At 73.6% G+C, this 15,921-nt stretch carries 17 protein-coding genes; 9 read left to right on the top strand and 8 right to left on the bottom strand.

Annotated elements, in window-relative coordinates; translation table 11 throughout:
* Positions 1-8 precede the first annotated feature (8 nt).
* A complete protein-coding gene (gene glnII, locus ACFY7H_RS10090; RefSeq protein ID WP_388935777.1) occupies positions 9-1,043 on the bottom strand; it encodes a glutamine synthetase in 1,035 nt (344 codons plus the stop codon).
* A 199-nt stretch (positions 1,044-1,242) separates the two neighbouring features.
* On the opposite strand from glnII, the gene ACFY7H_RS10085 reads away from it, so the two are divergent.
* On the top strand, positions 1,243-2,172 hold the full coding sequence (locus ACFY7H_RS10085; RefSeq protein WP_388936229.1) for a Gfo/Idh/MocA family protein: 930 nt from the start codon (positions 1,243-1,245) through the stop codon (positions 2,170-2,172).
* Here ACFY7H_RS10085 and ACFY7H_RS10080 read toward each other — a convergent pair.
* Positions 2,165-2,698, bottom strand: a complete 534-nt coding sequence (locus tag ACFY7H_RS10080) for a hypothetical protein (RefSeq protein WP_388935774.1) — start codon at positions 2,696-2,698, stop codon at positions 2,165-2,167. The two genes, ACFY7H_RS10085 and ACFY7H_RS10080, sit on opposite strands and share 8 nt — an antisense overlap.
* Positions 2,699-3,331: 633 nt before the next feature.
* Between ACFY7H_RS10080 and ACFY7H_RS10075 the strand changes: the two genes are divergently transcribed.
* Positions 3,332-4,279: a GDSL-type esterase/lipase family protein gene (locus ACFY7H_RS10075; RefSeq protein ID WP_388935771.1), complete on the top strand. Its 948-nt coding sequence runs from the start codon at positions 3,332-3,334 to the stop codon at positions 4,277-4,279.
* Between the two features lie 542 nt (positions 4,280-4,821).
* On the opposite strand, the gene ACFY7H_RS10070 is transcribed toward ACFY7H_RS10075, so the two are convergent.
* Entirely contained in the window at positions 4,822-5,628 is an 807-nt protein-coding gene (locus tag ACFY7H_RS10070; protein WP_388935769.1) for a helix-turn-helix domain-containing protein, read from the bottom strand.
* 199 nt (positions 5,629-5,827) lie between these two features.
* On the opposite strand from ACFY7H_RS10070, the gene ACFY7H_RS10065 reads away from it, so the two are divergent.
* Positions 5,828-6,322 carry an ATP-binding protein gene (locus tag ACFY7H_RS10065; protein ID WP_388935766.1) on the top strand — a complete coding sequence of 165 codons (495 nt, stop codon included), beginning with the start codon at positions 5,828-5,830 and terminating at the stop codon, positions 6,320-6,322.
* On the opposite strand, the gene ACFY7H_RS10060 is transcribed toward ACFY7H_RS10065, so the two are convergent.
* Positions 6,312-6,770: a MarR family winged helix-turn-helix transcriptional regulator gene (locus ACFY7H_RS10060; RefSeq protein ID WP_388935764.1), complete on the bottom strand. Its 459-nt coding sequence runs from the start codon at positions 6,768-6,770 to the stop codon at positions 6,312-6,314. The genes ACFY7H_RS10065 and ACFY7H_RS10060 overlap by 11 nt on opposite strands.
* 76 nt (positions 6,771-6,846) lie before the next feature.
* Here ACFY7H_RS10060 and ACFY7H_RS10055 point away from each other — a divergent pair, with 76 nt between their 5' ends.
* Positions 6,847-7,707 (top strand): alpha/beta fold hydrolase, encoded by an 861-nt coding sequence (locus ACFY7H_RS10055; protein WP_388935762.1) that lies wholly within the window; start codon positions 6,847-6,849, stop codon positions 7,705-7,707.
* Here the strand turns inward: ACFY7H_RS10055 and ACFY7H_RS10050 are convergent.
* Positions 7,704-8,084, bottom strand: a complete 381-nt coding sequence (locus ACFY7H_RS10050) for an ArsC/Spx/MgsR family protein (RefSeq protein ID WP_388935759.1) — start codon at positions 8,082-8,084, stop codon at positions 7,704-7,706. The two genes, ACFY7H_RS10055 and ACFY7H_RS10050, sit on opposite strands and share 4 nt — an antisense overlap.
* 106 nt (positions 8,085-8,190) lie before the next feature.
* Between ACFY7H_RS10050 and ACFY7H_RS10045 the strand changes: the two genes are divergently transcribed.
* A complete protein-coding gene (locus ACFY7H_RS10045) occupies positions 8,191-8,448 on the top strand; it encodes a hypothetical protein (RefSeq protein ID WP_007263742.1) in 258 nt (85 codons plus the stop codon).
* A gap of 39 nt (positions 8,449-8,487) precedes the next feature.
* Here the strand turns inward: ACFY7H_RS10045 and ACFY7H_RS10040 are convergent, their stop codons facing one another.
* Both ACFY7H_RS10040 and ACFY7H_RS10035 read right to left on the bottom strand, forming a co-directional pair.
* The gene (locus ACFY7H_RS10040; RefSeq protein WP_388935756.1) at positions 8,488-9,369 is read right to left on the bottom strand and encodes a nuclease; all 882 of its coding nucleotides are present in this window, start codon (positions 9,367-9,369) and stop codon (positions 8,488-8,490) included.
* A 15-nt stretch (positions 9,370-9,384) separates the two neighbouring features.
* Positions 9,385-10,485, bottom strand: a complete 1,101-nt coding sequence (locus ACFY7H_RS10035; RefSeq protein WP_388935753.1) for a PP2C family protein-serine/threonine phosphatase — start codon at positions 10,483-10,485, stop codon at positions 9,385-9,387.
* Positions 10,486-10,561: 76 nt separating this feature from the next.
* Between ACFY7H_RS10035 and ACFY7H_RS10030 the strand changes: the two genes are divergently transcribed.
* The 3 genes from ACFY7H_RS10030 (at position 10,562) to ACFY7H_RS10020 (ending at position 13,799) form a co-directional block, all read left to right on the top strand.
* Positions 10,562-11,251: a VIT family protein gene (locus tag ACFY7H_RS10030; RefSeq protein ID WP_388935750.1), complete on the top strand. Its 690-nt coding sequence runs from the start codon at positions 10,562-10,564 to the stop codon at positions 11,249-11,251.
* Between the two features lie 220 nt (positions 11,252-11,471).
* Positions 11,472-12,365 carry a TIGR01777 family oxidoreductase gene (locus tag ACFY7H_RS10025; RefSeq protein ID WP_388935748.1) on the top strand — a complete coding sequence of 298 codons (894 nt, stop codon included), beginning with the start codon at positions 11,472-11,474 and terminating at the stop codon, positions 12,363-12,365.
* A 159-nt stretch (positions 12,366-12,524) separates the two neighbouring features.
* A complete protein-coding gene (locus ACFY7H_RS10020) occupies positions 12,525-13,799 on the top strand; it encodes an FAD-dependent oxidoreductase (RefSeq protein WP_388935745.1) in 1,275 nt (424 codons plus the stop codon).
* 71 nt (positions 13,800-13,870) lie between these two features.
* Here the strand turns inward: ACFY7H_RS10020 and ACFY7H_RS10015 are convergent, their stop codons facing one another.
* Positions 13,871-15,310, bottom strand: coding sequence for a regulator (locus tag ACFY7H_RS10015; protein WP_388935742.1), 1,440 nt, complete (start codon positions 15,308-15,310; stop codon positions 13,871-13,873).
* A 173-nt stretch (positions 15,311-15,483) separates the two neighbouring features.
* Here ACFY7H_RS10015 and ACFY7H_RS10010 point away from each other — a divergent pair, with 173 nt between their 5' ends.
* Positions 15,484-15,846, top strand: a complete 363-nt coding sequence (locus ACFY7H_RS10010; protein WP_388935739.1) for a hypothetical protein — start codon at positions 15,484-15,486, stop codon at positions 15,844-15,846.
* The last annotated feature ends 75 nt before the right edge of the window (positions 15,847-15,921 follow it).

Raw genomic sequence — 15,921 nt, 5'->3', positions numbered from 1 at the left:
GGCCGCGGTCAGACCAGGCCGTCCTTCTCCAGGCCCGTGCAGCAGGTGTCCGTGATCAGGCGGGTCACCACGTACGGGTCCACGTTCGCGTTCGGGCGGCGGTCCTCGATGTAGCCCTTGCCGTCCTTCTCCACCTGCCACGGGATGCGGACCGACGCGCCGCGGTCGGAGACGCCGTAGCTGAACTCGTTCCACGGAGCCGTCTCGTGCAGACCCGTCAGGCGCTCGTCGATGCCCGCGCCGTAGTTCTTGACGTGGTCCAGCGGCTTGCTGCCCTCGCCCAGCGCCTCGCACGCCGAGATGATCGCGCGGTAGTCCTCGCGCATCGCCTTCGTGGAGAAGTTGGTGTGCGCGCCGGCGCCGTTCCAGTCGCCCTTCACCGGCTTCGGGTTCAGCGTCGCCGACACGTTGAAGTCCTCGGCCGTGCGGTACAGCAGCCAGCGCGCGATCCACAGCTGGTCCGAGACCTCCAGCGGGCCGAGCGGGCCGACCTGGAACTCCCACTGGCCGGGCATGACCTCGGCGTTGATGCCGGAGATCTCCAGGCCCGCCGCCAGGCAGTGGTCCAGGTGCTTCTCGACGATCTCGCGGCCGAAGATCTCGTCCGCGCCGACACCGCAGTAGTAGCCGCCCTGCGCCGCCGGGAAGCCGCCCACCGGGAAGCCGAGCGGGCGGGTGCCGTCGAAGAAGGTGTACTCCTGCTCGATGCCGAAGACGGGCGCCTGGCCGGCGAACTTCTCCGCGACCGGCCGCAGCAGCGCCCGGGTGTTCGACGCGTGCGGGGTCATGTCGATGTCGAGGACCTCGCACAGCACGAGGATGTCGTGCCCGCCGCGGATCGGGTCCGGGCAGGAGAAGACCGGCTGGAGGACCCGGTCCGAGGCGTGACCCTCGGCCTGGTTCGTGCTCGAACCGTCGAAGCCCCAGATCGGCAGCTCCGCGACGTCGGCGGGGGTGCCGCCCGTCAGGATCTTCGTCTTGGAGCGGAGCTTCGCCGTCGGCTCGGTGCCGTCGATCCAGATGTATTCAGCTTTGTAGCTCACGGGACCATCCTGACTCTGCGGGTGCTGCGGATCGCTGCGGTGTTGACGGCAGCGTGCCCCGTGGCGATTTCTCATCGGTTGCCCATGTGTGAACCCCGTGTTACCGGCGTTTACGCCGCAGGTCGGGTGGCTTGTTCGGGTCGGTGGCTGTGCATCCGTCCGAGTGGGGCACACTGAGCGGGTGAGCATTTCGTACGATTTGAACTCCTCCGGTGACGGCGCGGGCGACGGCCCCGCACGCCCCCGTCCTCGCGTCGGCCTGCTCGGCACCGGCCCATGGGCCCGCCGCACCCACGCCCCCGCCCTCGCCGCGCACACCGGCTCCGAATTCGCCGGGGTCTGGGGCCGGCGCCCCGAAGCCGCGGCCGAGCTGGCCCAGGCGTACGGGGTGAAGGTGTACGAAGACCCCGACGCGCTGTTCGCCGACTGCGACGTCGCCGCCTTCGCGCTGCCGCCGGACGTCCAGGCCCCGCTCGCCGTGCGCGCGGCCGCCGCCGGCTGCCACCTGCTGCTCGACAAGCCCGTCGCCACCACGGTGGAGGACGCCCGGGCCGTCGCCGACGCCGCCGCGGCGCACGGCGTCGCCTCCGTCGTCTTCCTCACCCTCCGCTTCGCCGAGCCCACCGCGGGGTGGGTCCTCGAACAGGCCGGACGCACCGGGTGGTTCACCGCCTCCGCGCACTGGCTCGGCGCGGTCTTCCCGCCCGCCGGCGAACCCAGCGCGTACGCCGACTCGCCCTGGCGCAAGACCAAGGGCGGGCTGTGGGACGTCGGCCCGCACGCCCTGTCCGTCCTGATCCCGGTCCTGGGCGAGGTCACCGCCGTCTCCGCCACCCGGGGCCCGTCGGACCTGGTCCAACTGGCCCTGCGGCACGCCTCCGGGGCCGCCAGCACCGCCGTGCTCAGCCTGAGCGCGCCGCAGGCGGCCGCCGGAGTGGGGCTGGAACTGCGCGGGGCCGAGGGCGTCTTCGCGCTGCCGGACTGGAGCGACGTACCGGGCGCCTGCGGGCGCGCCCTGGACGCGCTGCTCGACGCCGCCCGCACGGGGGTGCCGGACCCGCGCGGGGCGGAGTTCGGGGCCCGGCTGACGTGGATCCTGGCCGAGGCGGAGCGGCAGCTGGCTACTTGATGAGGGCGTTGGCCACGATGATGGCCAGCCCGATCGCGGCGTCGGCCAGGCCGATGAGCAGCGCCGAGGCGATCCGGTAGCCGACCCGGATCGCGACGAAGGCCCCCCAGCCGAACAGCAGCGCCGTGTTCAGTCCGAGCCCGGCGGCCGTCACCCCGTACGGCTCCCATTGCGCGACCCCCGCGAGCAGGAGCAGCAGGACGGTGGGGAGGGTGGCCGCGATCATCGGCCACTCGTTCCACAGCGCCCGGCCCAGCAACCGCCACCGGTGCGCGGCGGAGCCGGCCCGGTGGTCGGCCATGTGGTGCGCGTACCCGTGCGCGAGCGCGGCGGTGACGGCGGTGACCAGGACCCAGCTGGCGTCGTAGAAGGGGGTGTACGCCTCCCCCTGCTGCTCCAGCGCGGCCAGCAGCCCACTGGCCAGCACGGTCCCGTACACCCCTCCGAACATCCAGTCGGCCCCGCGCCGGGACGGCGCGATGGGGTAGCGGGGGCTGGTGCTGGGGTCGGGTTGCTGCTCCGTCACGGCGCCGGTCCTTTGGTGCGGTTTGTCTGCTTTGCTCCTCGGGTCACCCTAGCGGGGCGGGGCGTGGGGCGGCGTGAAGGCCGGGGCTGGGGGGTGGGGTCGCGGGGGCCGGCAGGTCCGTCTCAGGGCGGTCCGGGGGTTTCCCGTCAGTCCCATCGTCCTTCCGGTTCGTGCCGGCCCGTCAAGGGCGCTCACTTCGTTCGCGTCGCTACGCGATGTCGCTTCGCTCCACCCTTGACAGCCCGACCCGCCCCGAAAAGCCGAAAGGCTGCCGGGAAGCCCCCGAAGGAACGGTCACGGGGCAGGAGGAGGGGAGCGACTCCCTCAGCGAAGAGACGACGGGCCGGGCCACGGCCCACCAGGCATCCGGGCCCGTGCCCTGCCTGGCCGAGGGCCCGGCTACCCGCACCTCATGACGATCAGGACCCCGTCCGGGACCGGCGGGCGCGCCAGATCGCTACGCGCTCCTCCCGGCATGGCGTCCGACAGCCGTCTTGGGCTGATACCTGCACCACATGTTGATCAGGTCCCCATCCGGGAGCGGTGGGCGCGACAGATCACCACGAACGGCAGAAGGAGGGGAGTGGGTACCTTGATCAACACAGTTGACCGATTCCTGAAGAAAGCCCCATCGTGAGCGACTCGCGCCCCCACCTCCTGTTCTCCTTCGGCACGCTGATGGACCCGAAGGTTCAGAAGGCCCTCTTCGGCCAGGTCGTGCCCAGCCGTCCCGCGTCGCTGGCCGGGTACGCGACCAGGCCGCTGAAGATCACCGACCCGGACGTGATCGCGGCCAGCGGCCTTGACGTCCACCTGATCCTGGAGCGCAAGCTCGGCGGCGTGGTCGAGGGAGCCGTTCTTCACCTCACCGACCGGGAACTCGCCGCAGCCGACGCCTACGAGGTCGACGACTACACCCGCAGGCGCGTCGTCCTCTCGTCCGGGGAAAGCGCCTGGGCCTACTTGGACGCGAATCCGCTGCGCCCGGCGGCGCGGATCGTGATCGTGGGCGACAGCATCGCCTACGGCCGCTGCGATCCGCAGGGCGGCTGGGCGGCCCGTCTGGCGGCTGCCCACATCGCCGAGAACGAGACGGCCCACCGGGTCTTCAACCTCACCATCCCCGGCAGCACCCTGGCGGGCGTCAGCGAGCAGACGCCCGCCCTGCTGGCCCCTCGCCTGCCCGACACCATCCTGCTCGCCGCAGGGATCAACGACTCCGCCGTGCCGCTCTCCACACCGGACGCCGACGGACTCGTGAACCTCACGGACGGTCTCGCCGCGCTCGCCGCGACGGCCCACGCGCACAACGCCCGCCTCGTCGTCCTGGGCCCCGTCTGGCTGGACGAAGAGCGCACCGGTGACTACGAGGGCCTGCGCTTCACGGAGAACAGGGCGTTGGCCCTCCGGGAATCCCTCCGGACGTGGTGCGAGGACAACCACATCGACTTCGTCGACATGTGGGAACCGCTCCGGAAGAAGCCCGACCTGCTCACAGACGGCATACACCCCACCCCTGCAGGCCACCAGGCGCTCTACCAGCACCTGGCCGCCGGACGCCGAACCGAGGGAAGCGCGTAGCGATCTGCCGCGCCCACCGGTCCCGGATGCTGCCCTGTTCGTCATGTGGTGCGGGTATCAGCCCAGGACGGTCGTCGGACGCCAAGCCGGGAGGAGCACGTAGCGATCTATCGCGCCCACCGGTCCCGGACGGGGTCCTGTTCGTCATGTGGTGCGGGTAGCCGGGCCCCGGCCTGGCCGGGCAGCGCACGGGCCCGGATGCGGGACATGGCCAAGGCCTGGCCCCTCGCCACATCGCTGAGGGACCCGTCCCTCCCATTCCCGCCCCGTGACCGTTCTTTTGGGGGGTTCCCGGCAGTCCTTGTCTTTCCGGGGCGGGCTGGTCGGTCAAGGGTGGCCGAAGGCCATCGCGTAGCGACGCGAACGAAGTGAGCGCCCTTGACGGGCCGGCATGAACCGGAAGGACGATGGGACTGACGGGAAACCCCCAAACCAGCCGTGAGGCGCCCCAGGTTCAGGGGGCCGCCGTGATCCCGCTCCAAACGTTCCCCCGCCCGCCCGTGGTGCCGTCACCTGCAGTCCGGATGGGGTGTGGGGGCAGCTCATCTCAGGCTCTCCATCTGCCGTCTGATGAGCTCCACGCTCTGCTGTGCTGGCAGGGACTCGCCCTCAAGGTCTCCAAAGGCTTGCACCGCGTCTCGTACGTCCTCGGGCTTGGTGATGATCAATGCCGAGCGGTAGGAGTCCACGCTCACGGACCGCACGTGCGTCGGTGAAGTCAGGATGCTCAGGGGGACCTCGATCAACAGGTTCGGTTCCGCGTTCAACGGCAGGATGCGGATGCTCGTGGTAGGCCGCTCGCTGTGGGAGATGAGGGCCGCGAGTTGTTCGTACATCACCGGAGCGGGCACGAACCGCCGGAGGATCACGGACTCGCACAGCACGATGCGGAGATGGGGAGGGCGGGGGCCCGTCAGTATCCCCTGGCGGGCGATTCGGGCACGCGTCATTGCCGCCAGCTGCTCCTCGTTGGCGACAGGAGCGCCCACCCGGAGCAAGGCGCGGGCGTAACTGCTCGTCTGGACGAGGCCTGGGACGAGCGTAGGTGACCACTCCCAGATGGCGGAGGCGGACCTCTCCAGTTCCGTCCGTTTGCGTTGGATCGCTCGGAACGTCCGGATGGCTACCTCCTCATCCAGTCGCTGAAAGAGGCCGTCCGTCCTGAAGATCTGATCCAGCACTGCCGGTAGTTGTGAGGGGATTGGGCCCTTCCCCGACTCCATCCGGCTGATCGTGCTCTTCGATGTCCGCGCCAGACGGGCCGTGTCGGTCTGGGTCAGTCGGCGTTCCGGGTAGAGCTCCCGAGCGTTCTTGAGCGCCTCGGCGAATTGGCGGCGAGGGTCCGACATCACGGACGCCCCCTTCCCACGTTCCCATGCTCTTGGTCGCGATCGAATTCGAGGGCGTTCCTGCAGGTCAGACGCGTCTGAATATGCCACTCCGTCCAAAGCGCAGGTCGGTCACCCCAGTGCTTTCGATCGTAGCTCCGCCTACGTAACTCTGTTCTTCCGCAAGGCGATTGAGCACTCGAACGAATGGTGGGATGTCATGTATGACGCGACTGATGCCGAAGCCGACGACGACAGCGAATGGCTCGCCAACGTCCTCCCCCAGCTCGACCGCGCCTGGGCCGATCTGGTCACCGGCCTGGATGCCGCCCTGCAGGGCTTCGTCTTCGTGCAGCGGTTCAGTGCCACGCCGCGCGGCGCGCGCCTCGCCCGGCATCTGGCGCTCGTCCAGCTCCACGCCTGGGGGTTTCCGCACGGCGGCCGGGTCTCCGACGACGTCGGGCTCCTCATCGCCGAGCTCGCGGCCAACGCCGTGACGCACGGGCGGGTGCCCGGGCGGGACTTCGAGCTGCGGGTCAGCCGCCTCGGTGAGGTGGTGCGGGTCGAGGTGTCGGACGGGCGGAGGGACCGGCGGCCCAGCCCCGGCGGGAGCGGGTACGGGCTCCAGGTCGTCGGGGCCGTCGCCGCCGCCTGGGGGGTTTCGGACCGGCTGGTCGGGAAGACCGTCTGGGCCGAGTGCGCCCTCAGGGGGTGAACGCCTCCCGGGCTGCCGTCAGGAAGTCGCGGATGGTGGTGCGTTCGGCGGGGGAGAGGGGGGTGAGGGTGCCGAGCAGGGTGTTGATCGCCGGCCCGAAGAACTCCTGCCCCAGGTGGACCGCCTCCGGCCGGACCCGGAGCAGGACGCGGCGGCGGTCTTCGGGGTCACGGACGCGTTCCACGTGGCCCAGGCGCTGCAGGCGGTCGATCACGCCGGTGGTGCCCGCCGAGTTGAGGCCGAGCCGGGTGCGGAGGAGGCCCGGTGTGGCGGGTTCGGCGGCGCGGGCGGCGTCCAGGAGGCAGATCAGGGCCCGTACGTCGGTCGGGTGCATGCCGTTGGCGGCGGCGAACTCCGCCTGACGCAGGCCGAATTCGACGGCCACCGCACGCAGCAGGTGCACCAGTTCGAGGTTGCCGCCCACGCCCCCGTCCACGTCGTCCTCCACATTGCCTCCCGCATCGACCCGGCCTAGGATCTCTCGCTGAGCGAGATTATCGCCCAGCGAGGCATTGGAGCCAGCCATGTCCCGGACGTCCTTCCGTGCCGCCTACGACGAGGTGCTCGCCCAGTGGCCCCGGCCCGTCGAGGCCGTCGACGTGCCCACGCCGTACGGAGTGACCCGCGTCAACAGCTGCGGTCCCGTCGGGGCGCCGCCGCTCGTGCTGCTGCCCGGGGGCGGGGCCACCTCCACCGTGTGGGGGGCCTGCGTCGCCGCCGGGCCGGCCCGGACCCGGCGGGTGCACGCCGTGGACCTGGTCGGAGAGCCCGGGCTCAGCGTCCCGGCGCCCGGGCGGGAGATGCGTACCGTCGCGGACCTCGCGGACTGGCTCGACGCGCTCCTCGACGGCCTGCGCGACCTCGGCGGCCTCGACGGGGGGCCCGTCACGCTGGCCGGGCACTCCTACGGGGCCTGGATCGCCGCCCACGCCGCCGCGCGGCGGCCCGGGCGGCTCGGCCGGCTCGTCCTGCTCGACCCGACCCAGGTCTTCGCCGGGCTGCGCCCCCGCTACGTCCTGCGCGCGCTGCCCGTGCTGTTCCGGCCGACTCCGGCCCGGATCCGCTCCTTCCTGGCCTGGGAGACCGGCGGGGTGCCGCTCGACCCCGCCTGGACGCGGCTCCAGGAGGAGACGGCCGCCTTCCCCACCGTGCGGCCGGTCACCGGCCCGCGCCCGGACGCGGCCGGGCTCGGCGGGCTGCCGGTTGAGGTCCTCTTCGCGGGGCGGGCCCGCTGCCACGACCCCCGCCGGGCCGCCGGCGCCGCGCGCGCCGCACTGCCGGGCGCGCGGGTCGGCGTACTGCCCGGCGTCTCCCACCACGCGCTGCCCCTGACGGCGCCCGCCGAGATCGCCCGTCTCCTGGCCCCGGCCCAGTTCCCGTACTAGGAGGCCCCGCCCGTGCGGGAGAGGGCGTCGCGGACGGCTTCCTCGGAGCGGGCGACCACGGCCGTGCCGTCCTCGGAGGTGATGATCGGGCGCTGGATCAGCTTCGGGTGGGCGGCGAGGTGGGCGATCCAGCGGGCCCGCGCCTCGTCGGTCTCCTCGCGCGGCAGGTCCCGTACGCCGGTCTCCTTCGCGAGGGCGTCGGAGGTGCGCGTGATGTCCCACGGCTCCAGCCCGAGCCGGCCGAGCACCTCCCGGATCTCGTCCTCGGACGGTACGTCCTCCAGGTAGCGGCGCACCGTGTAGTCGGCGCCCTCCGCGTCCAGCAGGGTCAGCGCGCTCCGGCACTTCGAGCAGGCGGGATTGATCCAGATCTCCATGCCGGCAAGGGTAGTCAGACTCCGCGCGGCCAGGGCTTTTGTCAGTGCCCCCCACTAAAATCGAAGGAGCACGACAGGAAGCCAACTACCGTTTGGGAGGCTGTAGATGGCCGCTGCCGCGATCATTTCGATGCCCAAGAAGAAGCCGCTGCCGGCGGGTCTGCCCCGCGAGTGGTACGAGAACCACAACCGCCGCCTGAAGGCCATGCGCCTGGCCATCTCCCTGCTCGACACGGGGACGTACGACGCCAAGCGCGCCACCAACCGCAAGATACGGACGATGGCGGTGCGCGTGGGGATCCACCGCCCGTCCAATGTCACCTGCCGGATGGTCCGCGCCTTCATCGTCGCCAACGGGGGCTGACGCGCCGGCCGGGCCGGCCCGTGCGCCGGCCGGCCCGGCTCACTTCTCGTCGAAGGTGATCTCCTCGACCGGGCGGGTCATCCTCATGGTCCCGTCGTCCACCTTGACGATCCGCTGGAGGCCGGTGAGCCGGTCGGCCTTCCCCTGGAGGTAGAAACCGTCGCCGGCTCCGGCGAGGAAGGCGGGGAGGCAGGCCAGGGGCGGGCCCTCCAGGTCGAGGTCCAGGTAGTCCTTCAGCCGGCGGAACAGCTTCGGCAGGATCACCGCCCCGTTGTCGGCCGTGATCGACTCCATGTCGGTGACCTTGAAGCCGTCGGTGGTCACGTCCTGGGCCCAGACGCCCTTCCTGGGGACCGCGTCCTTCGCCGCCTTCGCGGCGACGGCCAGGGCGGTGCGCAGGTGGTCGGGGAAGCCGGTGTAGAACGTCGGATAGGCCAGGCCCTCCTTGACCAGGTGGTGGTTGGCGGTCTTCTTCAACTGGTCGACGTCGACGTCGATCTCATACCCGTTGAACGCCGGGGGGTTCCTGCGGCCGACCAGGGCCACGCACCGGCCGTAGACGTCGGCGCCGCCGGTGAGGACGAAGCCGGGCACCGCGTCGGGGATCGTCGAGGTGATGGTCTCCTCGTCGTCGCGGTGGAAGTCGGTGAAGCCGAGCCATTTCAGCAGTTCGTCCGCGGCCCGGTGTGCCGGCGGCAGGGGCTGGTGCCGCACTCCCGACTCGTCGTCCCCGTAGTGGGTCTCCAGCGCGTCGACGCCCTCCAGCCGGACGGCGGAGCGGCCGTCGGCCTTCGGCAGGATCCGGTGGACGCCGGGCACCCGCTTCCAGTCCGCCACGTCGTCCGGGGTGAAGGAGACGGTGTCACCGTCCGGCTTGAAACCCTTCGCCCGGAAGGTTCCCCTGATGATCAGCATGGACATGATTCCTCCCGTACCTCAGGGACGACGCCCCGTACGGATCTCGTGGTCCGGGGACAGCAGCAGCAGCGCGACGTCGTCGCGCGGGCCGCCCCGGGTGAAGGCGGCGAGGTCCCGCCAGACGGCCGGGACCAGCCCGGCCGGGTCGTCCGCCAGCACCGGCACCCGGGCGGACAGCGGGTAGAAGTTCCCCGCCGCGTCCCGTGCCTCGGTGACCCCGTCGGTGTGCGCGAGCAGCCGGTCGCCCGGCAGCAGCGGGACCTCGGCCACCACCGCGCCGGCCGGCCCGGCCAGCCCCAGACCGAGCGGGGGCCCCGGTTCCACGGCCACTTCCGTGACCGCGAAGCCCCGTAGCAGCAGCGCCGGCGGATGCCCGCACGACACCACCCGTACGACGGGCAGCCCGGGCGGGAACTCCAGCAGCAGCGCCGTCGCGAACAGCTCTGGATGCGCGACGGACTCCGCGGCCGCGTCCGCCGTCAGCCGCCGGTCCAGCCGCGCCGCCACCGCCGCCAGCGCCGGGTCGTCCAGGACCGCCTCGCGGAACGCGCCGAGCAGCGACGCCACCGTCCCGACGGCCGCCAGCCCGTGCCCCTGCACGTCCGCGACCACCGCCCGCACCCCGTACGGTCCGGCCCGTACGTCGACCAGGTCGCCGCCGACCAGCGTGCCCCGCTGCGCCGCCCGGTACAGCCCGGCGCAGCGCACCCGGCCGACCCGCTCCGGGACCGGCGGCAGCACCGCCAGCTGGGCGGCCTCGGCGACCGTCCGCACACTGACCAGCTGGGTGTCCCGGCGCCGCCGCACCCAGGCGATGATCACGCTGAGCAGTCCGACGGTGGCTACCGTGGCCAGGTCGCTGCCGCGGGCCTGTCCCACCCCGAGGTCGGGAATGCCCAGCAGGAGCAGCACGAGCCCGGCGAAGACGGCCGTGCCGGCGGGCCCGTACGCGAAGGCGGCCACGGCGGGCAGGGCCGCCAGGAAATAGGCCAGCTCCGCCGTACGGGTGGTCCACTGGGTGAGGCAGAGCGCCACCATGGCCACCGCGGGCGCGATCCGGGCCCAGCGCGGCGGCGGGGCCCCCTGCAGCCGGCCCGGCTCCTCCCGTCCGCGTCTCACCCCTCCACCCTGGTACGGCGGCCCCGGCCGCGCACGCCGGGTGGCCCCGGCGGGCGCGGGCGGGGACAGTGGTCCCGTGACGGACGTGCGGAGCGCGGCGATCAGCACCCGGCTGAACTGGCTGCGGGCCGGGGTGCTCGGAGCCAACGACGGCATCATCTCCACCGCGGGCCTCGTGGTCGGCGTCGCTGGCGCCACCACCTCGCGCACCGTGATCCTCACGGCGGGCGTGGCCGGGCTGCTGGCGGGGGCGCTGTCGATGGCGGCGGGGGAGTACGTGTCGGTCAGCTCGCAGCGGGACTCCGAACGGGCGGCGCTGGAGGTGGAGCGCAAGGAGCTGGCGGAGGAGCCGGAAGCGGAGCTGGACGAGCTGACGGAGCTGCTGGGCGCCCGGGGTCTGAGCCGCGAGGTGGCCCGCGAGGCCGCCGAACAGCTGACGCAACGGGACGCGCTGCGGGCGCACGCGCGGGTGGAACTGGGGATCGAGCCGGACGAGCTGGCGAACCCGTGGCACGCGGCCTTCGCGAGCCTGGTGGCCTTCACGGCGGGGGCGGTGCTGCCGCTGCTGGCGGTCGTCCTGCCGGGGGCGTCGTGGCGGGTGCCGGTGACGGTGGTGGCGGTGCTGGGGGCGCTGGCGCTGTGCGGGGTGGTCAGCGCACGGCTGGGCGGGGCCGCTGCGTCCCGGGCGGTGCTGCGGAACGTGGTGGGCGGGGGCGTCGCGATGGGGGTCACGTACGCGGTGGGCACCTGGCTGGGCGGAGCTTGACCCTGCGGGGCCGGTGGGGCGTTCGCGGGCCGGTGCCCCGCTGCGCGGGGTGAAGTCCCCTACCCGCCCTCCGCCCGTTCCCCGGGCTGCGCCCGGACCCCCTCCTGGGCTCCGCCCCAGACCCCGCGCGTCAAGCGCCGGCGGGGCTGGACAGGGCGGGCGGGCGGCCGGACAGCGGACAACCCCCCGCCCGACACCCCCCGGCAGGGACACTGGCCGCATGCGCATCGCCCTCACCGGATCCTCCGGACTCATCGGCCAGGCCCTCGTACGCTCCCTCCACGCCGACGGCCACCGCACCGTCCGCTTCGTGCGCCGCGCCCCCGCCGCCCCCGGTGAGGCGCGGTGGGATCCCCGGGCCGGATACGTCGACCCCGACGGGCTGCGCGGGTGCGATGCCGTCGTGCACCTCGCCGGGGCCGGCATCGGGGACCACCGCTGGACCGACGCGTACAAGCGCGAGATCCGCGACAGCCGGGTGCTCGGGACCGCCGCCGTCGCCCGTGCCGTGGCCGCCCTCGACACCCCGCCGCCCGTGCTCGTGTGCGGCTCCGCCGTCGGGTACTACGGCGACACCGGGGAGCGGGCCGTCGACGAGAGCGCTCCCGCCGGCAGCGGGTTCCTGCCCGAGGTCTGCGCCGAGTGGGAGGCCGCTGCCGCGCCCGCCCGGGAGGCCGGGATCCGGACCGTGTTCGCCCGCACCGGTCTGGTGGTCGCCGCCGGGGGAGGGGCGTGGGGGCGGATGTTCCCCGTCTTCCGGGCGGGCATCGGCGGCCGGCTCGGCAGCGGCCGCCAGTACTGGTCGTTCATCTCCCTGCACGACGAGGTCGCCGCCCTGCGGTTCCTGATCGACACCCCGGGCCTCTCCGGCCCCTTCAACCTCACCGCCCCGCAGCCCCTGACCAACCGGGAGGTCACCGCCGCGATGGGACGCGTACTGCGCCGCCCGGCCGTGTTCGCCGTCCCGGCCCCCGTCCTGCGCCTCGTGCTCGGCGAGCTGTCGCAGGACGTGCTGGGCAGTCAGCGGGCGCGCCCGGCCCGGCTGACGGAGGCCGGGTTCGAGTTCACGTACCCCGGCATCGAGGAGTCGATCAGGGCGGCGCTCAAGCCGTAGACGGCGCAGGCTTCCGATCGTGTGCGACCGTTCGTGACCCGTGTGCGACCGTCGTGCGACCGGAGTTGTACGGAATCCCCACCGCAAGTGGGGTTCTCCCGGAGTCCGTTGGGGGAAGGAGGATCCCCACACAGCCGCGCCGACCTCGGGGAGGGGCACGTGCTCAGCAGCTCACACCATGCCGCACATCACGCGGACGTCGTCATCGTAGGAGCCGGAGTCTCAGGACTCGCGGCAGCGCACCACCTGATCGCGGCCGGGGTCACCGTCAGCGTCCTGGAGACCGCGGACGACCCCGGCGGCCGCATGGCCACCGAATCGGCCGACGGGTTCCGGCTCGACCGGGTCGGCCAGCTCCTCAGCACCGCGTACACCGAACCGGCCCGCACCCCGGGCCTCACGGGGCTGGTCCTGCGCCCCTTCGCCCCCGGGGTGCTGGTGCACGGCGCCGACGGCAGGCAGCAGCGGGCCGGGGCCCTGACCCCCGCCCGTGCGCTGGCCAGCGGCTCCCTCGACCAGGCCCGCTTCAGTGCCGCGCTCGGGCGGCTCGCGGCGCTGCCCGTGGAACGCGTCCTGGCCCGGCCCGAGCGCACCGCCCTCGCCGCCCTCGGCTCCCGCGGCCTGCCGCCGCGCACCGTGGCCGGCGTCCTGCGGCCCCTGCTGTCCGCCCTGCTCCGCGACCCGGAGCTCACCACGTCCAGCCGCGTGGCCGACCTCGCGCTGCGCACCTTCGCCAGAGGCCGCCTCGCCGTGCCCGAGGGCGGCGCCGCCACCCTGCCCGGCCTGCTCGCGGCGTCCCTGCCGCCCGGCACGGTACGCACCGGGATCCGGGTGCGGTCGGTGGCGACCAACCTCGTCACCACCGAGGAGCACGGGGAGTTCGGCTGCCGTGCCGTCCTGCTCGCCACCGGCGCCCGGGCCGCCGCCCAACTGCTCCCGGGGCTGCGCGTGCCGGGCTTCCACGAGGTCACCGTCATCCACCACGCCACCCCCGCACCCCTGCCCTGGGACGGCTCGCTGCTCCTGGACGCCGACCCCAAGTGGCCGCTCGCCCACACCACCGTGATGAGCGCGGTCGACCCCACCCGGGCCCCCGCCGCCCGCAGCCTGGTCACCACCACCGTGCACGGCCCGCCGCCGCCCCTGCGGACGGTCGCCTCCCGCCTGGCCCGGCTGTACGACACCTCGACGCGGGACTGGGAGCTGCTGACCGTCCACCACACCCCGGAGGCCGTCCCGGCGATGCCCCCGCCGCACGACCGGCAGCGGCCGGTACGGGTCCTGGCCGGGCTCTACGTGTGCGGGGACCACCGCGACTCCAACACCGTCGAGGGGGCCCTGCACTCCGCCCGCCGCGCCGCCACCGCCCTGCTGCGCGACTTCGGCATCCCGCTGCCGGCCCAGCCGGAGCCCGCGCTGCCCGCGGCGGCCTGACGGCACGGCCGCCCGAGCACCGGGCCCGGTCCCCGCGAGGGGCCGGGCCCGTCCGTCGACGCCGTCACCCGTCAGGACAGCGCCGACACGCGGTCCCGGTACGTCCGCACCGCCGAGGCGTCCCGGTACGGCTCCAGCCGCCGCTCGAAGTCCCGTACGTACTCCACCGCGCGCACCGACCGCATCTCCATCGCCTGCTGCGCCGCCTCCGCCCCCAGCGCGCACGCCTGGTCCAGCTCGCCGAGCCCCAGCCGCGCCGTGGCCAGCACCACCCGGCAGAACAGCCGCGAGCGCGCGAAGCCCGGCGCCCGCAGCTGGAGCGAGCGCTCCGCGTGCTGGGCGGAGGCCCGGTACTGCTGGAGGTCGCGGTGGCAGTGCCCGAACTCGTCCGCCAGCTGCCCTTCGTCGAACAGCCGGGCCCAGTGCGGTACGTCGTCCCCCGGCCGGGCCGCGCCCAGCGCCCGCTCCGCCCGCACCAGCGAGGCCGTCGCCGCCCGCACCTCGCCGAGGACCGCGTGCCCCCGCGCCTCCGAGGCGTGCAGCAGCGACTGCACCACCGGCGGCGGACCCGAGCCCACGCCCTGCTGCGCGACCCGGGCCAGCTGCACCGCCTCCCGGCCGTGCCCCAGATAGACCGCCTGACGGCTCATGGTGATCAGCACGTAGGACCCGTACTGCCGGTCCCCGGCGGCCTGCGCCAGCCGCAGCGCCTGGACGAAGTACCGCTGGGCCAGGCCGTGCGCGGCGATGTCGTACGAGGTCCAGCCCGCGAGCCGGGTCAGGTCGGCGGCGGCGGCGAACAGGCGGCGCCCGGTGGTCTCGCCGTAGGTGCCGCGCAGCATCGGCTCGGCCTCGTGCTCCAGGTACCGCACCAGGGCCTGCCGGGCGTGCCCGCCGCCGTAGGTGTGGTCCAGGGTCCGGAAGAGCTCGCTCACCGACCGCAGCGCCGCGATGTCCCCGCTGGTCACCCGCTGTCCGGGCCCCCGGTCGATCTGGCGCTGCCGGGGCACCGTGGTGCGGCCCTGGGCCGGGACCCGGTGCGCGGCGGGGTCGGCGCCGCGGGCGACGCGTTCGTCGGCGCGTCCGATGAGCCAGTCCCGGCTGGGCACCACCAGCCCAGCCGGGGTGAAGGCGATCTTGCGCAGCTCGGCGTGGGAACCGGAGTCCTTGCGCCACAGCCCGCTCGCGATGTCCACGGCCTCCTCCGGGGTGGCCGCGAACTCCAGCCCGGCGTACACGGGGGCGCACGCGTCCAGGCCCAGGTCCTGCGCCGACAGCCGCCGCCCCAGGCGCCGGGTGAAGACCTCCGCGATCAGCGCCGGGGTGGTGCCGCGGGGCTGCTGGCCGCGTAGCCAGCGGGTCACGGACGTCTTGTCGTACCGCAGGTCCAGACCGTGTTCCAGACCGAGCTGGTCGACACGCCGGGCGAGCCCGGCGTTGGAGAACCCGGCTTCCGCGATCAGTGCCGCGAGCTGCCGGTTGGGGACACGCTGGGCAGGTCGTTCGGTCATCGGCTCCACGGTTTCCGTACGTGACGGACCGGGGTCCCGGCCCTGTGAACGGCGTGAATGTAGCGGCCAACTCTCCTCAGACCGTCCTCTCTGCCCCACATTCATCCGATCGTGTGCAGAATGGGTAGGGCTCTTTACGGACTGGTCCACTCGGTCCGCGTACGCTGCGCCACATGACCCGCCGGCCCCACGACGCACACCGCCCCGATCCGTACGCGGAATCCACCGCCCCGCTGCCCGCCCCCGAGATCACCGAGGCGGAGTGCCGCCGCTGCGGCACCTACATCGCGGGCCTGGACGGGCGCTACGCGTGCGGGGTGTGCGGTTGGGTCAACGATCACTCCGAGGGTCACCGCAGGCTCCCGAGGGCCGACGAGGATCCCGACCGGCCGCCCGCGGGCCGCGGGCGGCCCCGCCGGCTGCCGGCCCTCCGGCCGGGGGCCACGGACGCCGGAACCACCGCGGGAACGCCCGCCGGAGCCGCCGCCCCGGAGCCCGCCGCCGGGCCCGCGGGACGGTCCGGACCGGGGGCCTGAGGGGCCGCGCGCGGGCCGCCGTACTCTTGACCGGGGTGCGATACGTGCACACGGCAGGTTCCACACACAGCAGGT

The organism is Streptomyces sp. NPDC012794, from assembly GCF_042901085.1.
GTDB lineage: Bacteria > Actinomycetota > Actinomycetes > Streptomycetales > Streptomycetaceae > Streptomyces.
This window is presented reverse-complemented; position numbering and strand designations above follow the sequence as displayed.

Excerpts from the sequence above, each read along its gene's own strand:
- ACFY7H_RS10070 (WP_388935769.1), bottom strand. The coding sequence starts at position 5,628 with ATGTCGGACCCTCGCCGCCAATTCGCCGAGGCGCTCAAGAACGCTCGG.
- ACFY7H_RS10065 (WP_388935766.1), top strand. The coding sequence starts at position 5,828 with ATGTATGACGCGACTGATGCCGAAGCCGACGACGACAGCGAATGGCTC.
- ACFY7H_RS10055 (WP_388935762.1), top strand. The coding sequence starts at position 6,847 with ATGTCCCGGACGTCCTTCCGTGCCGCCTACGACGAGGTGCTCGCCCAG.
- ACFY7H_RS10050 (WP_388935759.1), bottom strand. The coding sequence starts at position 8,084 with ATGGAGATCTGGATCAATCCCGCCTGCTCGAAGTGCCGGAGCGCGCTG.
- ACFY7H_RS10045 (WP_007263742.1), top strand. The coding sequence starts at position 8,191 with ATGGCCGCTGCCGCGATCATTTCGATGCCCAAGAAGAAGCCGCTGCCG.
- ACFY7H_RS10040 (WP_388935756.1), bottom strand. The coding sequence starts at position 9,369 with ATGTCCATGCTGATCATCAGGGGAACCTTCCGGGCGAAGGGTTTCAAG.
- ACFY7H_RS10025 (WP_388935748.1), top strand. The coding sequence starts at position 11,472 with ATGCGCATCGCCCTCACCGGATCCTCCGGACTCATCGGCCAGGCCCTC.
- ACFY7H_RS10015 (WP_388935742.1), bottom strand. The coding sequence starts at position 15,310 with ATGACCGAACGACCTGCCCAGCGTGTCCCCAACCGGCAGCTCGCGGCA.
- ACFY7H_RS10010 (WP_388935739.1), top strand. The coding sequence starts at position 15,484 with ATGACCCGCCGGCCCCACGACGCACACCGCCCCGATCCGTACGCGGAA.